Origin of the sequence: Rufibacter immobilis, from assembly GCF_003721565.1 — a bacterium.
In the GTDB taxonomy this organism is placed as follows: Bacteria; Bacteroidota; Bacteroidia; order Cytophagales; family Hymenobacteraceae; genus Nibribacter; species Nibribacter immobilis.
Window position 1 is genome coordinate 129,033 of the sequence record NZ_RJJE01000002.1, and the last position, 20,531, is coordinate 149,563.

Annotated in this window: 13 protein-coding genes; 3 read left to right on the top strand and 10 right to left on the bottom strand. The window is 48.1% G+C overall.

Features of this window, described 5'->3' with window-relative positions; genetic code table 11:
- The first annotated feature begins 166 nt into the window (after positions 1-166).
- Positions 167-778, top strand: coding sequence for a hypothetical protein (locus EFA69_RS03045; protein ID WP_123131617.1), 612 nt, complete (start codon positions 167-169; stop codon positions 776-778).
- A gap of 67 nt (positions 779-845) precedes the next feature.
- Here EFA69_RS03045 and EFA69_RS03050 read toward each other — a convergent pair whose 3' ends face one another.
- Positions 846-1,463 carry a lipoprotein signal peptidase gene (locus tag EFA69_RS03050; protein ID WP_123131618.1) on the bottom strand — a complete coding sequence of 206 codons (618 nt, stop codon included), beginning with the start codon at positions 1,461-1,463 and terminating at the stop codon, positions 846-848.
- Between the two features lie 98 nt (positions 1,464-1,561).
- A complete protein-coding gene (ileS, locus tag EFA69_RS03055; protein WP_123131619.1) occupies positions 1,562-5,119 on the bottom strand; it encodes an isoleucine--tRNA ligase in 3,558 nt (1,185 codons plus the stop codon).
- A gap of 492 nt (positions 5,120-5,611) precedes the next feature.
- On the opposite strand from ileS, the gene EFA69_RS03060 reads away from it, so the two are divergent.
- Positions 5,612-6,700, top strand: a complete 1,089-nt coding sequence (locus tag EFA69_RS03060; RefSeq protein WP_123131972.1) for a dipeptide epimerase — start codon at positions 5,612-5,614, stop codon at positions 6,698-6,700.
- Between the two features lie 227 nt (positions 6,701-6,927).
- On the opposite strand, the gene EFA69_RS03065 is transcribed toward EFA69_RS03060, so the two are convergent.
- Positions 6,928-8,424 (bottom strand): glycine--tRNA ligase, encoded by a 1,497-nt coding sequence (locus EFA69_RS03065; protein WP_123131620.1) that lies wholly within the window; start codon positions 8,422-8,424, stop codon positions 6,928-6,930.
- A gap of 243 nt (positions 8,425-8,667) precedes the next feature.
- Here EFA69_RS03065 and EFA69_RS03070 point away from each other — a divergent pair, with 243 nt between their 5' ends.
- Positions 8,668-10,074, top strand: a complete 1,407-nt coding sequence (locus tag EFA69_RS03070) for an inorganic phosphate transporter (protein ID WP_123131621.1) — start codon at positions 8,668-8,670, stop codon at positions 10,072-10,074.
- 582 nt (positions 10,075-10,656) lie between these two features.
- On the opposite strand, the gene EFA69_RS03075 is transcribed toward EFA69_RS03070, so the two are convergent.
- The 7 genes from EFA69_RS03075 to EFA69_RS03105 form a co-directional block, all read right to left on the bottom strand.
- Entirely contained in the window at positions 10,657-11,136 is a 480-nt protein-coding gene (locus EFA69_RS03075) for a hypothetical protein (protein ID WP_123131622.1), read from the bottom strand.
- 569 nt (positions 11,137-11,705) lie between these two features.
- Positions 11,706-13,295, bottom strand: a complete 1,590-nt coding sequence (locus EFA69_RS03080) for an Ig-like domain-containing domain (RefSeq protein ID WP_123131623.1) — start codon at positions 13,293-13,295, stop codon at positions 11,706-11,708.
- A 68-nt stretch (positions 13,296-13,363) separates the two neighbouring features.
- Positions 13,364-14,251, bottom strand: coding sequence for a class I SAM-dependent methyltransferase (locus tag EFA69_RS03085; RefSeq protein ID WP_123131624.1), 888 nt, complete (start codon positions 14,249-14,251; stop codon positions 13,364-13,366).
- 1 nt (position 14,252) lies between these two features.
- Positions 14,253-16,115, bottom strand: coding sequence for a tRNA uridine-5-carboxymethylaminomethyl(34) synthesis enzyme MnmG (gene mnmG, locus EFA69_RS03090; RefSeq protein WP_123131625.1), 1,863 nt, complete (start codon positions 16,113-16,115; stop codon positions 14,253-14,255).
- Between the two features lie 69 nt (positions 16,116-16,184).
- A complete protein-coding gene (gene ybeY, locus EFA69_RS03095) occupies positions 16,185-16,616 on the bottom strand; it encodes an rRNA maturation RNase YbeY (protein WP_123131626.1) in 432 nt (143 codons plus the stop codon).
- Positions 16,597-17,016, bottom strand: coding sequence for an ATP-binding protein (locus tag EFA69_RS03100; RefSeq protein WP_123131627.1), 420 nt, complete (start codon positions 17,014-17,016; stop codon positions 16,597-16,599). Before EFA69_RS03100 ends, ybeY begins: the two co-directional genes overlap by 20 nt.
- A gap of 33 nt (positions 17,017-17,049) precedes the next feature.
- On the bottom strand, positions 17,050-20,352 hold the full coding sequence (locus tag EFA69_RS03105) for a DUF4175 family protein (RefSeq protein ID WP_245964480.1): 3,303 nt from the start codon (positions 20,350-20,352) through the stop codon (positions 17,050-17,052).
- Between the last annotated feature and the right edge of the window lie 179 nt (positions 20,353-20,531).

The window sequence follows — 20,531 nt, forward strand, 5'->3', positions numbered from 1 at the left end:
GAGTATGGCTCTATCTAAAGACATTCAATAGTTTACCTATCGTATTAAGGTAAGTTAAAAAGCAAAGTATATAGAAATCAATCACAGAGACAACCTAAATTCTCAAACCTAAGTATTGTCAGTACTTAACACCCATAATCCCCTTCTTCGGCATTACAGAACTTTTATGAAACACTTTCACTACTTAAGCACCCTGCTTCTGAAAACAGCTTTAGTAGGGTTCTTCTTCCTATTCTTGCAGCAGAGCGCTTTTGCCCAGCACCGTTACCCAAACCACTTCCGTACCGGCGTGGGCTTTGCGTACATCATGGAGGGAGATAACAGTGGAGCCTTGTTCTCCCAGCAATATACCCGCGAACTCACCGACCATCTACACTTTACCGTGTCTGCGGAATATCTCAGTTCTTCAAGATATGACCAAACCAGAGAACTCTTCACTTCCAGAAAGGCATTTGTCATGTTTGATGCCTCTTTGTTTTATGACCTCACGGAAACCGCAAAATATACCATCAAGCTGGGAGTAGGACCTGCCGTGAGAAGACGCTCTGAGCTGGATCTGGTACGGGGAGAACCTGATGAAGGGGTAGTCACTCCCATCGCTAATTCTGATGATGCTTTCGTGCACATCAGGAAACGTGATATTGGTGGCAAGGTAGTGCTGGAAACAGACTTCTTTAATGACAACCGCCTTTTCTTCGGGATGAGGGCTTCCGGTTATGTCTACAACCATGGCACCTCTATCTTTGCGGTAGGCTTAAACATGGGCTATTCCTTCTAATTCCTTACATCACCTACATACGTCCATAAAAAGATGGGGCGGCTCAAATTTGAGCCGCCCCATCTTTTTATGCCTCTACAATATTAATTTCGTGCTTTTCCTTGGCCGGTGGTGGATTCAGGAATTTGTTCTGGTTAAAAATGATGATCAGGACTCCCATGAAAATGGCTGCATCTGCCACGTTGAAGATTGGCCAAAGTGACATAGGCGTACCGCCGATGATGGGAATCCAGTTAGGTACAATACCTTCCCAGATATCAATGTAGAACATGTCTATCACCTGACCGTGCAGCCAGGGAGTAGACACGCCATAAGGGGCATTGTCTAACAAAACCCCGTAGAAAATACTATCAATCAGGTTACCAACAGCGCCGCCCAGAATCAGACCCACGCACCAGATCAATCCTTTGTGGTAACGGTGCTGCACCAGGTAGTAGACCAAATACCCAATGGCTACCATAGCCACCATTCTAAACACGGTAAGGATGATCTTGCCGTAATCTGAGCCCAGTTCCACGCCGAAGGCCATGCCGGGGTTCAGGGTGTAATGCAGCTTAAACCAATCCCCGAATACCGGAATCTGTCCGGGCATCCCCATCTGCATGTTATTGTGCACCAGCATCTTCACGACCTGGTCAACAATGATTACCAACACGGCAACCAGATAGTATTTTGTGTACTTCATGATAGTGGTTTAGCCTTTGCGTTTAGCGCCTGTTTTTGGAAAAAAAGGCGCTAAACGCAAAGGCGGTCAATCTTCATTTCTCTCCCGAAAGGGCGGGTTTATCTGGCCACTTCTAAACGGACCGGCAAACTGAATCCTTCCATGTCCAGCACGGCGGCTTCTGCATCCGCTAAGGACTGCACCAGGGTTAGTTCTACCGCCTGTACTTCTTCCGCGATGTAGGCTCCAAAAGCTTGAACGGCGGCGGCTACTTCTGCATTGTCCTCCTGCAGGAACACTCTGATCTTATCCTGCACATCTAGGCCGCTGTCTTTGCGGAGGTTTTGCAGGCGGTTCACCAGTTCGCGCGCCATGCCTTCCAGACGAAGTTCCTCGGTGATGGTAATGTCCAGCGCCACAGTCAACGCTCCTTCCGAAGCCACCAACCAACCCGGGATATCCTCAGACATGATTTCTACGTCTTCGCGGCTGAGCACGGTCGTGTCATCTTCCACCGGAATCTCGAAGAAACCTTCACGCTCCATCTTGGCAATGTCTTCCTGGCTCATCTGCTGGATTTGGGCGGCCACCAACTTCAGCTTCGGACCGAACACCTGGCCCAGACGCTTGAAGTTAGGTTTGATCTTCTTCACCAGGATGCCGGTGGTGTCTTCCAGGTACTCCAGGCTTTTCACGTTCACCTCAGACAAAATCAGATCTTCCACGGCTTGCAGCTGCGTCTTCATCTTCTCATCTAAGATCGGAATCAGGATACGGCCCAGCGGCTGACGCACTTTAATCATGTGCTTCTTCCGGAGCGAGTGCACCAAAGAAGACACGCTCTGTGCCAACTGCATGCGTTGCTCTAGATCTACGTCAATCAAATCTTCCTCTACTTGCGGGAAAGATTCCAAATGGATAGACTCGGCTTTACTGCGGCCACTCACTTGGTTCAGATCCAGGAACAGGCGGTCCATGTAGAACGGCGCAATCGGTGAAGCCAGTTTAGCTACCGTTTCCAAGCAAGTATATAACGTTTGATAAGCCGCCTGCTTGTCCTGGTTCAGTTCGCCTTTCCAGAAACGTTTACGGTTGAGGCGCACGTACCAATTGCTCAGCTCATCGGCCACAAAGTCCTGAATGGCGCGGGCGGCTTTGGTTGGGTCGTAGTCGTCAAAGTACGCGCCCACTTCTTTCACCAGCGTATTCAGGCGGGAGATGATCCAGCGGTCACTTTCGGTGCGTTGCGCTACCGGGATTTCTGCTCCCTCAAACGTGAAGCCGTCCAGGTTGGCGTACAGCGCGAAGAACGAGTATGTATTCTGCAGTGTCCCGAAGAACCGACGCTGTACCTCGGTGACGCCATCAATATTGAATTTGAGGTTATCCCAAGGTGGCGCGTTCACGATCATGTACCAACGGGTGGCATCGGGACCGAAGCGGCCGATGGTCTCAAACGGATCTACGGCGTTGCCGAGGCGCTTGCTCATCTTGTTGCCGTTCTTGTCCAGCACCAGGCCGTTCGCAATGACGTTCTTGAACGCCACGCTGTCTTCCAGCATCACGGCCAGGGCGTGCAGGGTGAAGAACCAACCCCGGGTCTGGTCCACGCCCTCAGCGATGAAGTCAGCCGGGAAGTTGGCTTTGAACGTCTCCTGATTCTCAAACGGGTAGTGCCACTGGGCGTACGGCATGGCGCCGGAGTCAAACCACACGTCAATGAGGTCGGTCTCGCGCTTCATGGGTTTGCCGCTCGGGCTTACCAGGATGATGTTGTCTACGTACGGACGGTGCAGGTCAAAACCTTCGTAGTTGAAATCAGTGATGCCCAGTTCAGCCCGAGGCTCCTCGGTACCGGTTGGGCTCAAGGCAAACTCACCGGCAAATTCCAGTAAGGTGTTGGCCTCATGCTCGTCTTTGGTGCCAGTGTTAGTAGTGCCTTTCGCGGACTTGCGCAATGGGTTCTCCGTCATCACGCCGGCAGCAATGCTGCGCTCGATTTCACGGTCCAGCTCGGCCACAGAGCCGATGCAGATTTCCTCGTCGCCTTCCTCTGTGCGCCAGATAGGCAGCGGCGTTCCCCAGTAGCGCGAGCGCGACAGGTTCCAGTCTACCAGGTTCTCCAACCAGTTCCCGAAACGGCCCGATCCGGTTGACTCCGGTTTCCAGTTGATGGTTTTGTTCAGGTCAATCAACCGCTGCTTCACCGCGGTGGTCTTGATGAACCAGGCATCCAGCGGGTAATAGAGAATCGGTTTATCGGTGCGCCAGGAGTGCGGGTAGGTGTGCTCGTACTTCTCTACCTTGAAGGCCTTGTTCTCTTCCTTCAGGATGATGGAGATGATGACATCCGTGGTTTTGTAATCCGGGTGGCTTTCATCTTCATTCGTGTAATTCTTCACGTAGAAGTCATCGGGCCCAAGCGGCTTGTGGGTTTTGATGTTATACTTCTGTACGCCTTCCTGCAGCCTTACCCCAATCTCATGGATGAACTTTCCTCTGCGGTCAACCGTGGGGAGTTCATTGCCCAATTCGTCTTTGATGGTGAGGGCTGGGATGCCGTGTTGCTTGGCTACCCTAAAGTCATCGGCCCCGAAGGTTGGGGACGTATGCACTACGCCGGTACCATCCTCGGTGGTCACGAAATCTCCGGCCACCACCTGGAACGCTTTGTCTGCATCGTAGAACGGCTGCAGATACGGCATCAGTTGCTCGTACCGAAGTCCCACCAATTGCTTCCCGGTAAACTCCTGCACCATCTCGAAAGGAATGGCTTTGTCTCCGGGTTTGTAGTCAGTAAGCTGCAGGTCTTTGTTCTTCTCAGAGAAATATTTTCCAACCAGCGCTTTCGCCAGCACCACACTCACCGGCTGGTGGGTGTACGGATTGAAGGTATTTACCTGCACATAGGTAATCTTGTCGCCAACGGCCAGAGCGGTGTTGGAGGGCAAGGTCCAGGGAGTGGTGGTCCAGGCCAGGATGAAGACATCGCCGGAAGGCTGCGCGAAAAGAAATTCTGAAGCAGAATTCTTGATCACTTTAAACTGCGCCACGATGGACGTATCCTTTACTTCTTTGTAGCAGCCCGGCTGGTTCAACTCGTGGGAGCTGAGTCCGGTGCCGTCTGAAGGCGAGTACGGCTGAATGGTGTAACCTTTGTAGAGGTAGCCCTTATCATAGAGTTTCCGGAGCAAGGCCCAGTTGGATTCTATATATTGGTTGTCAAAGGTGATGTACGGTTTGTCCAGGTCCACCCAGTACCCCATGCGCTCAGTTAAGTCATCCCACTGGTGCTTGAAGCGCATCACGGTCTCGCGGCAACGGGCATTGTACTCCTCCACCGAGATGGTCTTCCCGATGTCGTCTTTGATAATGCCCAGTTCTTTCTCTACCTGCAACTCAATGGGCAAACCGTGAGTATCCCAGCCACCTTTGCGGACTACCTGGAAACCTTGCAGCGTTTTGTAGCGGCAGAAAATGTCTTTCACGGCACGGGCCATCACGTGGTGAATACCCGGTGCGCCGTTGGCCGAAGGTGGTCCCTCATAAAACACAAAGGTAGGCTGACCCGCACGGGTCTCCACCGATTTCTCAAAGATGCGGTTCTCTTTCCAGTAGGCTCTCACCTCTTCGGCCAGACCCGCATAGTCCAGTTGCTTATACTCGTTGTACTTCACCTTATTGTTTGTAGGATGTGGTAGGTGTTACTCTATATTAATATGCAGTAAGGCCAGAAACCAAATGGAACCGCCCCCGGCAGATACTTGCAAAAGCGTAGGACCGCAAAATACGACCTATGTAGCTCTCTTCGCTCCTTTTAGCAAAGTTAAGCAATAAAAACTTGAGTACAGGTTTTCAGCGCTTTTCCGTTTAGCGGCTGTTTTTCTAAAAACAGCCGCTAAACGGAAAAGCGCTGATGTATGGTTGTTCATGGCTAGTAGTAGGCGCTGTAGTTACTGCCTGTGCCAAGCGGCAATTACTGTTCTTCAGGTAAGTGGATAACCGCACGTTTAGCGGCCGTTTTTCTGAAAACAGCTCCAAAACAGGAAAATCATTTTTTCACTGGATAACTTCAGGAAAAATAGGGCAGGTATGATTCTTAGGCGGATTTTGTGTTGTACGGCTTCGCTTTCTTTGTTTCTTTGCCGCTACATTTTTCCACCAAAACTATGACTTCTACCAAAATCGCCTCTGTACGTTATCAACCATTGAATTTACCCTTGATTGAGCCCTTCGCCATTGCCACGGGCACGCAATACCAAGTAGAAAATGTGGTGGTGCAGATCACCTTGGAAGACGGAACCCTTGGCTTGGGCGAGGCAGCCCCCTTCCCCGCGGTGAGCGGCGAGACGCAGCAAAGCACCCTGGCCATGCTGGGCGAACTGGAGAAGCACCTGCTACAGAAAGATGTGAAAAGCTGGCGCACTCTGGCTAAAGAACTGGAGCAATTGGCTCCCCAGGCACCCGCAGCCCGGTGCGGTCTGGAGATGGCAATCTTGGATGCGCTCTGCAAACATTACCAGATGCCGCTCTACGTGTTCTTCGGGGGGGTGCAGACAGAACTGAAAACCGACCTCACCATCACCGCCGGCGACGAGGCCCATGCAGCCGCCTCTGCCAGGTCAATCGTGGAACGTGGCTTCTCTGTTATAAAGGTGAAGACCGAAGGAGTAGATGTGGATTATGACTTGCGTCGTTTGCAGGCAATTCACAAAGCGGCGCCGGGGACAAAACTGATTGTAGACGGAAACTGCGGCTATAATCTGGCCCGGGCGCAAGACTTTGTCAACAGAGCTACCGAAGCCGAAATCCCGGTTATTTTACTGGAACAGCCGCTTCCGCGCGAATCCTGGGAAGACCTGGCAGTGTTGGCAACGAACTGCCCTTTCCCCATCGCCGCCGATGAATCTGCGCGCGGTGCCCAGGATGTTTCACGATTAGCGCAGGACCGAAGTGCCTCGGTTGTCAACATAAAATTGATGAAGTGCGGAGTGTTGGAAGCTATGCAGATGGCGGCGCTGGCTCAGGTGCACGGCCTAGGGCTCATGATTGGCGGAATGGTGGAGAGCATTTTGGCCATGACTTTCTCGGCGCATTTCGCGGCAGGCGTTGGCGGATTTGAGTACATAGATCTGGATACTCCTTTATTTATAAGAGAACATCCGTTCAAAGGTGGCTTCACCCAAACAGGTGAACTCCTGCAACTGAATCCCACAATAGCGGGGCACGGGGTGAGTTTGACTTCTCCCCTACCCTAAGAAATTCCTGCTTAAAACCCACGGGCGTTTAGGGGCTCTTTTTTGAAAAACAGCCCCTAAACGCCCGATACAGTTTCGCCTTAGTACCACGTGGAAAACCGCTGATTCTTCTGTGCTCGGGTCTCTAAGCTTTCCACAACAAAAAAGGCTCTCCTGTAGCAGGAGAGCCTTTTTTGTTATTTCTGTTTTGGGCTTTATTTCAGAAAAAGAGCCGCTAAACGCACAGTTTACAGTTTCTCAAAAATCCGCTTGAAGCTAACCGCGTCACCAATGTACTGGCGCAGTTCTGAGATAGGCATACGCTTCTGCTCACGGCTGTCGCGGTCACGCACGGTAACGGTGTTGTTCTCCAGGGTCTCATAATCAACCGCAATACAGAACGGCGTCCCGATCAAGTCCTGGCGGGTATAGCGTTTGCCAATGGCATCTCGCTCTTCGTAGATCATGTTGAAGTCATAACGGAGATCGTTGAAAATTTCCATGGCTTTCTCAGGCAGCCCGTCTTTCTTCACCAGCGGGAACACGGCGGCTTTCACCGGGGCAATGGCCGGGTGGAATTTCAGGAAGGTACGGGTCTTGGTGTTCTCGCCTTCGGTGATTTCCTCTTCCTGGTAGGCGTTGCAAAGGGTCATCAGGAACAGACGGTCGGCGCCAACGGAGGTTTCTACCACGTATGGTACGTAGTTTCCAAACGGTTTGCCATCTTCGTTCAGGTCGTTGTCAAAGTACTGCTGCTTTTTACGGCTCAGTTCCTGGTGCTGCGTCAAGTCGAAATCGGTGCGGGAGTGGATTCCTTCTACTTCTTTGAAACCGAACGGAAATTCAAACTCAATGTCAACTGCGGCGTTGGCATAGTGGGCCAGTTTCTCGTGGTCGTGGAAACGGAGTTTTTCGGCGGGAACGCCCAGCGCCTCGTGCCAGTTGCGGCGCATGGTTCTCCAGTGCTGGTACCATTCCATTTCGGTGCCAGGGCGAACGAAGAACTGCATCTCCATCTGCTCAAACTCACGCATTCTGAAGATGAACTGACGGGCCACGATCTCGTTCCGGAAGGCTTTCCCAATCTGGGCAATCCCGAAGGGCACTTTCATACGGCCCGATTTCTGCACGTTCAGGAAGTTCACGAAGATTCCCTGCGCGGTTTCGGGGCGTAGATAAATGGTGCTGGAGTCCTCGGCCACGGATCCTACCTGTGTGGAGAACATCAGGTTGAATTGGCGCACCTCGGTCCAGTTAGAAGTACCTGAAATTGGGCACTTTATGTTTTCTGAGATAATCAATTGCTGTACGCCTTTGAGGTCTTCGGCTTCCAGCAGACGCGCCATTTGGTTGAGCAGATTCTGCTTTCTTTCCACATCGCCGGCTTTCTCGTACTCAGCGGCTTTCTCCTCTAAGAGAACATCGGCGCGGTAGCGCTTCTTGGAGTCGAGGTTATCAATCATGGGGTCATTGAACGAGTCCACGTGGCCCGATGCTTTCCAGGTGTTGGGGTGCATGAAGATGGCGGCGTCTATACCCACCACGTTTTGGTTGAGCTGCGTCATGCATTTCCACCAAAGTGTCTTGAGGTTATTTTTCAGTTCTACCCCATTTTGGCCATAGTCATACACGGCCTGCAGTCCGTCATAGATCTCGCTGGAGGGGAACACGAAGCCGTACTCCTTGGCGTGCGAGATGATATCTTTTAACTGTGCGTTTTCTGTGGTTTTCTCAGTTGTGCTCATGGCGCAAATATAGAGGTTTCCTTGGCACTTTCTCTAAAGCGCCGCATAGGTTTGGTTATGGCAATACCGCTTCTGGAGGAGAAATGTTTGGTTAAAAATCCTGAGAATGAGAAGGGTTTATGCTTACTTCGTACTTTTGTGTCCGTATAATTTCCTTTCAACTGATTCCTTAACAATTCGGTAACATTACAAGGAATTAATTCCTTTACTTTTGGCACCTTTTTTTCTCACCAATACTTAATTATGTTCGGATTAGAGACACATTTACTGATCTTGCTGGTAATTTGCTTACTGGCCGCGTGTGCTTTTGAATTTGTGAACGGTTTCCATGATACCGCCAATGCAGTGGCTACCGTTATTTACACCAATACGCTCAGACCATGGGCAGCGGTAGTCTGGTCTGGTTTCTGGAACTTCATTGGCGTTTTTGCCGGCGGTATTGGGGTGGCCATGGGAATTGTGTACCTCCTGCCCATAGAAACGCTTATTGACCAAGATGTCTGGCACGGCATTGCCATGATTGGTGCACTGCTGTTAAGTGCGATCATCTGGAACGTGGGTACCTGGTACTACGGCTTGCCTTCTTCCAGCTCCCATACCTTAATTGGTTCTATTCTAGGCCTTGGCATTGCGTATTCTCTACTTCCTTCCACCACTGAGGCTACTTTCTCCTGGGACGAGGCCAGCAAAACCGGTATGTCTCTTCTGGTTTCCCCCGTTTTGGGCTTTACCTTAACCGTGTTTCTGATGTTCCTCCTGAAGCGGTTTGTGAAGAACAAGACTATTTTCAAGGAGCCGCATAAACGCAAAGCCCCCCCTCTGTGGATCAGAATCATCTTGATTATTACGTGTACCCTGGTTTCATTCTTCCATGGTTCTAATGACGGTCAGAAGGGAGTAGGTCTGGTGATGCTGATTTTGATTGCCATTGTGCCTACTTATTATGCTCTGGACAATGACAAAGACCCAGCCGGACTCAGAACCTCCATTACCCAAGTTGAGCAAGTTCTTTCTAAAGTAGACAGCACCGTGCTTTCTGCGTCAGATGCCAGAGAATTAAGTTTGCTTAACGCCGAGGTAAGAGAAATGAACGGTGTTTTTGCCGCCAATCCTACTACTCATAACCTTCCTAAAGATACCCGTTTCCTTCTGCGCCGCGATATTCTCCTGATTACTAAAGGAACAGACAGACTCATGGAGAGCCCAGACATCACGTTGAGCCAGCGCGACCGTGATCAGCTGAAAGCTGGTGTCACCGGTATGCGGTCTTACACAGATTATGCTCCTAATTGGGTGATTATGATGATTGCGCTTTCTCTGGGTATTGGAACCATGATTGGCTGGAAGCGCATTGTGAAAACCATTGGCGAAAAGATTGGAAAAGAGCACCTCACCTATGCCCAAGGAGCCTCTGCCGAGTTCATGGCAGCCAGCGTGATTGGTTTCTCTACGTTTATCTTTAAGTTACCCGTTAGTACCACCCACATTCTTTCCTCTGGTATTGCAGGTAGTATGGTGGCCAACCGCGGTATCAAAAACTTGAATGCCGGTACCATCCGGAACATTGCTTTGGCTTGGGTACTAACGTTACCAGTCTCTATGTTCTTATCTGGTACCTTATTCCTGCTTTTCCGCTGGATGTTTGCCTAGGACTATAGTAAAGAGATATAAAAAGAGCCGCTTCAGAAATGAGGCGGCTCTTTTGCTTTATAATATCTTATACTCTTTGAATAGCTTAAACGCTTACGCTCTCAAGCTCTTATCTGTACCTATATGGGAAATTAGAAGCTCCAACAATATTCTGATGATCAATAGTAGGTCGATTCATTAGCGGCAAGGCTGATGAACTCCTATGCCTGCCCTTCTATAACCCAGTAGCCCTCGAAGTCCTTTTCCCTTTTTAGACTCTGTAGAAGACTTTGAAGATTCTAGGCTCTCAGAGTTCGCTATTTCTAATAGGTGGTCTTGTAGGGCTTAAAAATGGCCTCTCTTAGGGCCTTCTGAAAGGCTGTTCCACGCTAAATACCGTGGAACAGCAAAAATGAATCGCGCGAGAATGGCGTATTTTTATTGAAATGGGTAGTTCATGGAGAATAATGTCAGTAGCAAAAGGATTCTTTAAAGCTTAATTATGCTAAGGAGGCTTACACAGAAGGTATTAAAAACAGAAAGAACCGCTTGAGGCGGTTCTTTCTGTTTAAGTGAGATGTTATAAGAATGTCTCAGTCTGCATTAGGCTTGTTTTGGCCAAAGAACTTCCAGGTTATCGTCCATATGAACTCCAAAGTTCACCGCCAGCAGCTTTCCTTCTTCAAAATAAAGGTCAATCATTTCACGCTCGTAAGAAAGACAGGTCACGTTGTTCTCAATCTTTTCCTTCTCCACGTTCTGCACGCCGTTCTGTTTAAACAGATCCTCCACTTCCTGCTGGCTCATTTCAAAAATCTTTTTGCCAAACAGTGTTACGTTAGGGTTTGCGGTTTCAATGCAGCTCAGGCGGTAGTCATCTTCCTTATCAAAGTAGAATGAGAAGCCACTGTCCCAGTAGTTCCAAGCCTTGTGCTCAAATTCATCTTCTTCATCAGACTCTTCAATTTCCTCTGGCTCGCCCATGATCTCCTCCACGTCATCCATGCTCAGCCCGAAGTACAGGTCACCTATGCCGTACCCTAATTTTATCTCGTTGTCAAATTCTTCTCTGTCCTGTTCCATAGTTTCAAATGATTATATGGTGGTCCGTTTCCGGCTTTGTTTTCCTAAAACTACTCAAAAATTGCGGTTCTTCCACATTGTACACCTGTTTGGGGCCTGCCTAAAAAATTTGCGCCGCGCCCCAGCTCCCCCTTTCTCTTTTCTGATCTGCGCGCTTTTCCCACTTTTCCACGAAGTCAACTTGATATCTATTATAAAATGATTTTTTTAAAAAGAATCTTGTTCGTCATTAGGGCTGTGTAGAAGTGGATAAAAAATCTTATCCGCACGTTTTCCCCGCACTTTCTCAATATCCGCTTACTACCCACTTTTATACTCACTGTTGTGTGGATTCTTTTTTTATCATTTTCAAGCACTTAAATCAGATTTCCACTTCTGCACACATATTCTGGAAAATTGAGGCCTACGTTTATACTCAGGTTGATAACTTCTCAAAAACTTTGATTTTATAAACGCTTCCCCACATTTCTGCTAGTTCTGCTCCTTTTTGGGTTCTGGTGAATCTGATTTTTCAGACAATGGGTTCTTTTATCCATATTCTTGTCCACAGTTATCCACTGTGAATCCACCTAAAATCTGATTTCCTGAGTTTCTATTTCCCAATTGGCCCTGATCTCCCATTTATCAACTGGCAGGACCACGGGTTCAGGTAATCTTCGTTCTTTTAATAGACCATTATCCCATTTTCCATTGCCGTTCTCGTCTACCAAAATCCTGATTTGGTAAGATCCTGGTTCCAATTGGTCCCACAGAATTGACTTTTGGTCCCTCACTTCCTTCACCACCACATTCTGACGCATGAGCTGTACAATGAAGTTTTTCTGTTCAGTGGCCAATTTCACGAGCAAGCTACCTACGTCTACTTTATCTGTGATCTGTATTTTCTGTGGAGTATTGGCATAAGGCGCACCTATGAAAGGCACTACCTTAGTTGTGTCCATGGTGATAAGAATATCTCTTTTGGCTTCCAGGGGAAGATTAAAAGTAATAGTGGTACCTTCTTGGTTTAACTGAAAGTCTTTGGCAGATCTAGTAGCTATAGTGGTAGCTGAATCTAATAGGAAGGTAAAGGCGCCTACTGTGTCTCGTACAACTGTGGGTACTTCAAACTGTACCGTAATCTTCTCTGTTGGCGCTATGGAAGAACCATTAGTCACCGCAAAACTATTGTTCTTTCTGGCCGCAGCGTTACCACTCAGACGTACAGCTACGGTGTCTACTCTTGGATTGGAGGCGCTGTCCTGTACTTCTACCAGCCAGCGTTTCTCTTCTGGTTTACCCGGGAAAAGACGAAGTGTTTTGCCGTTGTTGGCAATCAGCCATTTGATGTTCTGGTCCTTATCTGGGGCAGTTACAGTTGCTTTAGAAATACCCTCATTATATTCTACTTCATACACATTCAGGAAACTTTTGCGTGAGACAACATTGGGTTTGGTCACATCCTGGAAGTGTAGCTTTAGCTGTATGTTTTCAGCTACAGGACGTACCTGAATAGAATCGCTTATATAAGCTATATTCTCCTTTTCATTGTCGTACCGCAGGTTGTTGTTGGTTTCCGTTAACCCATAAATGAAATAATTGCCTTCTTTAATGTTCCGGATGCTGAAGTTTCCGCTGGAATCTGCGGTGGTCACATAGAGAGGTCTTCCTTTGGTAACCTGTGAGGTATCATTAGTAGGGTACAGCAGTATGTTTGCCTCCTTAGGTGGCGTATTGCTGAACAGTAATTGGGCTGTACCGCTCACCCTACCTGAATCTAAATAAGACCCGGTGCTGAAAGTGATGATCACATCTTTAGCCGGATTCTTTTCAGTGATATCTGCCAGGCTATTTCTGAAATTCAAACTGTAGGTAGTGTTCTCTTGCCAAGGGTCAGTGAAGGTGAGTTCTACTGTATTGTCTTTTACTTTGCTTTTATACGTGTTGTCTGTGAAGGGCGCAATGATGAGTTGCCGGGTAAGGTCCACGGTCTGGATGTCTTCATCAAATGTTAAGACAATTTTCTCCGGTTTTACGTTGATCTGCCCGCTTTTTGGGTAGCTCTGTACTAGTTTTGGAGCAATGATATCCCGTTCCCCTCCTTCTGGGCTACTGATGCTAGCGCACCCGCTTAGAACTAAGGCTAACGCCGATAGTGCGTTTTTAAGCTGTTTTTTCATTTTTTGCTTTAAAATGGAAATGACCTTATAGTGTCAACTATAAGGTCATTACTCTAAGTATAGATTCTTTATTTCTTCTCGGCAATGAAGATTTGGCTTGAGTACGAATTACCATTTTGGGCACCATGAAGATTAGACCTGAAGCCCGTATAAAACGAATCCAGCATCTTAGTCTGCCCATGTTTGTACTTCTCGCTTAAGATGCTCACATAATAGGCATCCCACTTCATGGGCAGTACTTCTTTCAGCTGTAGCCGGTGCTTTTTCAAAAGCCGCTGCATACTGGCTTTGTTAAAGTGGTACAAGTGACGGGGAACATCATATGCCGCCCAATCTGCACCGTACTTTTTAGCATCGTAGGAATCTGCATTAGGAACAGCTATGACTAGATGACCTCCGGTTTTAGTTGCGTTTACCAAAGTTTTGAGCGTTTCATTCAACGTGTGTACATGCTCTAAGACGTGCCACATAGAAACAACATCAAAACGTTCTTCGCCTAACTCCTGCAACGGCTCTTGAAATAAGGCTTTCCCAAGCTTTTCTTCGGTCTGTTTACGGGCTGCTTCATTCGGTTCAAAACCTTCTACTTTCCAGCCCTCTTTCTGACAGGCTTGCAGGAAATACCCTACCCCGCTACCATAGTCTAAAATTTCTCCTTTGCCACTAAGGCGGTTTACTAATTCCACCTTATTTTTCACGGCCATTGACCTAACCAACCGGTAGGTCTTGTTCAGTAGACCTTTACTGGTATCTGAATGTGAAATATAAGCCTCAGAGGCATAGTAGGGGCCAATACTTTCTTCGTTGGGCCGGGGATTTGTAAATTTGAGTTGGCAGTTGGTGCACTGCACAATCACAAAACTCTCCTGGCTTACACTTTTGTCTTGTACTACTAGAAAATTTTTAAACTCTGTTTTGGAACAAATGGGGCAATGGTCTAGCCGTTCGTAGCTCATTCTATTTACCTAAGTATACCATCAGGATGGAGATATCTGCCGGAGATACGCCACTGATGCGAGATGCTTGTCCTAATGTTTCTGGTTGGATTTTGAGCAATTTTTCACGGGCTTCATTGGAAAGCGCAGTGATGGCTTTGTAATCCAAGCGATCTTTGATGCGGTAATTCTCCAGTTCCTCCATTTTAGAGGCCATCTGGTTTTCTTTGTCAATATAGCTGGCATACTTCAATAAGATTACCGCCTGTTCTAAACTTTCTGGTAAATACTTGCTCAGGTATAGTTTCAGACTTTCAGAAGATTCCAGCAAATGCTCCAGCTCCACATTAGGGCGCTTCAACAAATTGCCGGCCTTAGCTCTCTCACTGATAGGCGCTGAATCTAAAGATAGAAGCATAGCGTTTACTTCTTCCGGTTCAATGCCTTTCTGCTGGAGATAAGTTAAGACTTCTTGGGTCTCTTGCTTTTTACGCATGACTTTCTGCAGACGCTCTTCTGAGGCCAGCCCCAGTTGGTAACCTTTCTCTGTTAAGCGGAGATCAGCGTTATCCTGGCGAAGCAGAATGCGGTGCTCGGCGCGGGAGGTGAACATACGGTAAGGCTCGTTGGTCCCTTTATTCACCAGGTCATCTATCAAGACACCAATGTATGCCTCTGATCTTTTCAAGATGAATGGCTCTGCGTTATGCACCTTGTTGTGGGCGTTAATTCCCGCCATAAGGCCTTGGCAAGCGGCTTCTTCATATCCGGTGGTACCATTAATTTGGCCCGCGAAGTAGAGGTTATCCACCAACTTTGTTTCCAGAGTCAGGTTCAATTGAGTTGGTGGGAAGAAGTCATATTCAATGGCATAACCTGGCCGGAACATCTTCGCATTCTCAAAACCCGGAATCTCACGCAACGCCTTTAACTGTACATCTTCGGGCAACGAGCTGGAGAAACCATTTACATATACTTCCACGGTACTCCACCCTTCCGGTTCCACAAAAATTTGGTGACGGTCACGTTCCGCGAAGCGGTTGATCTTGTCTTCAATGGATGGGCAGTAGCGCGGACCTAATCCTTGAATCCTTCCCTGGAACATAGGCGATTTCTCAAACCCGGTCTTCAGTATTTCGTGAACTTTGGAATTGGTATAAGTGATGTAGCAGCTCCGCTGATTGGTAAGCGCCGGCGTATCGGTGTAAGAGAACTTGGACGGATTTTCATCGCCCTTCTGTTCTTCCATTACCTCATAGTTCAAGCTCCGGCCGTCTACCCGCGGTGGTGTTCCGGTTTTCATGCGACCGGCTTCAAAGCCTAATGACACCAGTTGCTCTGTAATACCCTTTGCTGATTTTTCGGCGGCTCTGCCGCCGCCCAATTTTTTCTCACCAATATGGATGATGCCGTTGAGGAACGTACCGTTGGTCAAGACTACCGCTTTGGCTCTGATCTCAATGCCCAAGCTAGTCTTTACTCCCACCGCTTTTCCTTCTTCCACTATAATCTCTGACACCATCTCCTGCCAGAAATCAATGTTAGGCGTTTGCTCCAGAGCCATTCTCCACTCCTCCGCGAAACGCATACGGTCACTTTGGGCACGGGGGCTCCACATAGCTGGGCCTTTAGACATATTGAGCATCCGGAACTGGATCATCGTCTTGTCCGTGATGATTCCGCTCATGCCGCCCAGAGCATCAACTTCTCTTACTATTTGGCCTTTGGCCACGCCACCCATGGCTGGGTTACATGACATCTGAGCTATGGTATTCATGTTCATGGTTACGAGTAATACCTTCGATCCCATGGTTGCGGCCGCATGTGCTGCTTCACACCCGGCATGTCCCGCCCCTACTACTATTACATCATAACTTGTGAACATAGTGTGGATTAATGTGGTGTTTCACGTGAAACATTGTTGATAAGTGAGGAAAACTTCAGAAATGAGTGTTTACAACTTAAAGAGCTCTAAGCATTCATTTTCTTTAGAACGCATGATAGTCTGCTTTTCTGGTGATTTATCGTCAAAACCAAGCAGATGAAGCAATCCGTGCGCCATTACCCTGTGGAGCTCTTCTTCTGGGGTAATGTTGAAAGTTGCGGCATTGTCCACAATGCGATCAATACTAATAAAAACATCACCTTCAATAACTCCTTCAAAGTCGGAATTATCAAAGGTGATGACATCAGTGAGCGTGTCATGCTCCAGGTATTCTACATTCATCTGATGAAGATATTCGTCAGAACAAAAAATGTAGTTCAAAGATTCTAATTCAAAAGAATATTTTGAGATAATTTCTGAAAGCCACTCTTTGACTTTCTCTTCGTTCTTTACCTCAAAGTCTACCTCCTCGGTAAAGAACTCAATTGGCAGTTCCTGCATTCTCTATATTAAAAGTTAACGAAACGGTGCGGCCGTCATTGCTGAAAGAAACGTCATCACAGAGGTTACGCATTAGGAAGATGCCCCTACCGCCTGGATTCTCCAGATTCTCTGGAGCGGTTGGATCTGTCAAAGACTCCGGATCAAAACCATTTCCTTCATCTTCTATTTCAAAGCGCAATTGGTTTGGTTCTACAAAAAGAGAAAGATAAACGTTTTTATCTTTATCAAACTTGTTTCCGTGTCTAATGGCGTTGTTCACAGACTCCGTTACGGCAACCATGATATTACCATAGATGTCATCCTCTATCTGGAATTTCTCCCGGGAGTTGTCAATGAAGCTCTCCACAATGCGGATATTCTCAATGATAGAAGGAATCTGAATTTTTACTTGATTCATAATATGTTTACTATATCTGAAATGTCTGCAAATCTAATAACCTAATCGCTTATAATAAGCATCTACTTGCTTTTTATAATAAGGTGTCAAAGCAGGTAGGTTCTGACGGAGCGATTCTGTCTGCTGTTTCTGGCGTTCCTGGTACTTCTGTAACGAAGGCGGGATACGAGCGGGCAAATCTTTGGCGGTATTGGCCTCTCGTTTCTCATCCAGATCACGTTCATTGGCAGCTTTCTCAGCCTGTAATAAGCGCGTCAGAATCTCTTTCTGCCGCATCATTGTCTGCTCCGTGAGACGTTTATTAACGAGATCAGTTTCGGTTTGTTCCATGAGCTTGTTCAAATTGCTTAGTTTCTCGCCGCCTTCCTTTCCGCCTGGGGAGGTAGGCGATGGAGCCAAGTCTTTCATGGCATTTCTGAGCATTTCCTGTTGGGCTGCCAAACGGGCCAATTGCTCAGACAATTCTTTGCCGCTTTTCCCGCTCTGCTGTAACTGCTGTATCTGCTGATTGAGCTGCTGTTGCATTTGGCCCAATGCCCCCGGCAGATTCTTCCCGCTCTGGCCCTTCCCTTTCTTCTTGCCTGGCCCGCTCTGTTGTGCCGCCATCATGGCTTGCTGCATTTGCTTCTGCACATCACTCAGCATTAACGCCAGGTTGTTCATAGAGGTCATAGCCAGTTGCTGGTGCGTACCGGTTTTGGAAAGATTACGGTCTTTGATAGACTCAGAGCTTTTGCTCATTTCTTCTTCCATGGCCCCTACCTCACGGGTCACGAATGACTGAATCTGGATTACCCGCTTGGCCAATGAGAGCAGGCTGTCTTCAATGATTTTGGCGTCATCAGACAACTTGAGTTGCTGTTGGGCTAATCCAATGAATCTGGGATCACTTTGCTGCACGTTCCGGAAGTCTTTCATCAGTTTCTCCTGATCAAAAGATAAGGTAACCAGGTTCTCCAGAATGTCGCGGAGATGGTCCAGGTTCTGCTGCATCTGCTGCATGTCTCCGCTCATTTCCTGGCTCTGCATTTGCTGGGACATTTGCTGCATTTTCTGCGCCGCCGATTTCTGCTGCTGGCTCGCTTTTTTGTTCTGGCCTTTCTGCATAGATTCCTGCGCATTCTGCTGCTCCTGCTCTATCTGCTCTTCTAACTGCTCAGTGTTGGGCATGTCTTCTGGGTGCTCCAGTTGCTCATTCATCTGTTCGGCCTCCTTGAGGTCTTCCTGCATTTGCTTGAATTCCTCTTGCAGTTGTTTCTGTTCCTGCTGCAGGCTCTGGTCTGCTTTGTCTTTCTGCTGGGCTGTCTGGTTGGCTAGCTCTTCCTGTTTCTTGGCCAGATCATCTAGCTTCTGCATAGCGTTCTCCAGTTTCTGTTCTGCCTGTAGCTGCTTGAAAAGTTCCAGTAGTCGGTCTAACTCTTTCTGAAGGTTCTCTTCCTTGTTATTGAGCTTGTCTAACAGCGGCTGAATCTGGGCGGGATTTGGCTCTTTCTGCTGCAGAAGCTTCTCCAGTTCCTCATAGAGCTTCTTGGTTTCATCGTCCAGCAGTTGGTCCATCATTTTCTGGAGCTGCTCGCGTTTAGCGGCCATTTTTTCGTTTTGAGGCGAAAAACGCTCCTGTTGTTGGTTTAGCTGCTCGTTCATCTTCTGCAGGGCTGCCAGGTCTTCCTGCAAGGCTTTCTTCTTTTCTGTCAGTTCCTGCAGGGCTTTCTTGTCTTGGTAAGACAATTCGCGTTTCAGTTTGGTCTTCTCTTCATTTCTCTCCAGTGACTTCTGCAACTCCTCTGCTTTGGTAAGGGAAGATTTCATCTGTGACTGCACCTGCTGGGAGGTCTCCTCAATGGACTTTTGCAGTTCAGAGGGGTCTGGGTACTTGAAGAGGAAGGTAGAAGTGCGGGCGCTCTTAGGTTGGGGCACCTGATCATTATCACTTACCTGCACGTAGTACTCCAGCTTATCGCCGGGCTGCAGGTTGAAAGGTTTCAGGTTGAGCTGCTGGAAATAGGATTGGGTGGCCAGGGAGCCGTTGAAAGGGATGGCCACAGTTCTGTAACCCGATGTAGAGTTGTTTCCCTTCAGCACGCGGTAATGGAGCGCTAGCCTGCTGAATCCATAGTCATCTGAGATGGTTCCTCCTACCACCAGGTAAGAATACAGAACTGAATCTTTGAACTGCTCCAGCGTAATTTCTGGGGCTCGGTCTGGAACAACCGTAATCTGGTGCGAGATTTCCTCCTTATTCTCGCTGTAGCGATTACGGAGATGCATGCTATAGCGCTGGTTCTGCATAAACGTGCGTGTGACCACAAACCCGTCTTCCCGGGCCTCTGCTTTTACTTTCTGTGCGGGAGCGTCAAACTGTAACCAAAGGGAATCAGCATTGTCAGCGGCTAAGTGCCAAGTCACCTGAGTTCCTTCTGGGATGGTGAGGTCACCGGTGTTGTCCAGCACCTCGGCTGGTTTGCGCAGATAAGATGGGTACTTCAGCTCTGCCTTCAACTGCCGAAGGGCAGGCCTGGCTACCACTGTTAAGCGGCTGGGTTTAGAGTAGAAGCCAGCACCGGCCAACTGAAAATCCACCGATTCCTGCACCTGCTGAAATTCATAGACGTAGGTCTGCCCTTTTCCTTTTTTAAGAGGTACTTCCTGCCCATCCAGCACCAAGGCCACTTCTTCGGGCACCGATTTTCCTTTGATTGCAACCTCCAATTGAAAATCCTCGCCCTTGAAGGCTTGCAGGCTTGAATTTTGGATAACAAACTCAAACGGCGCCTCGGGAGCATAATGCGTCTTGAAGTTGATGATGCGCTCAGTTCCCTTCACAAACAGAGCCGGATAGATGAAGGCCAGGATGAGCACCAGTGAGAGCGGCAACAGCAGGTATTTGAAGTAAGATCTGTTCTGGGTGAATTTGATCCGCTCAGGGAATTTATAGGAAGCCAGTTCGCCAGAGCGTTGCTCTACGCTGGCGGCCACCAAGTCATTGGTCATGGCCACGTTCTTGAGCTGGAGCAGGTTTAAAAGCCGGTCTTGGATCTCGGGGAAAAACTGCGCCACCTGTTGGGCCGCCTGTTCATCTGTGAGCAGTTTCTTGAGGTTGGCCAAAGCCAACAGCGGAGTCCAGAGCCAGCGAACTACGGCAAACGCGCTTATGCCCAGAAATGAGAAAAGAAGGAATGCCCTCACCTCCGGCTGAAAATAGAAGAAGTACTCCAGCACAGTGATCAGCAGATAAGAAGACAGCACCAAGCCTAACGTGAGCAAAATACCTCTGAAAAGCAGGTTCAGGTAAAATTTGCGCTTAAACGCCTGAAGCTGCTGTAAAACTGTATTCAAGGAGCTGGCCGCCTGCATACGGGTAAATAGGGTTAGTAGAAGTATTGGGATTAGGAAGCAAGGGTAGGCGAAGCCTTTCCCCTTCTGTTCCTCCTATACGTAATTGAAGATTAGAATATTAACTCTTCTGCTTACTAATTTATTGTTATTTCTTAGATAAGAGCCTGCCTGCTCCTGGT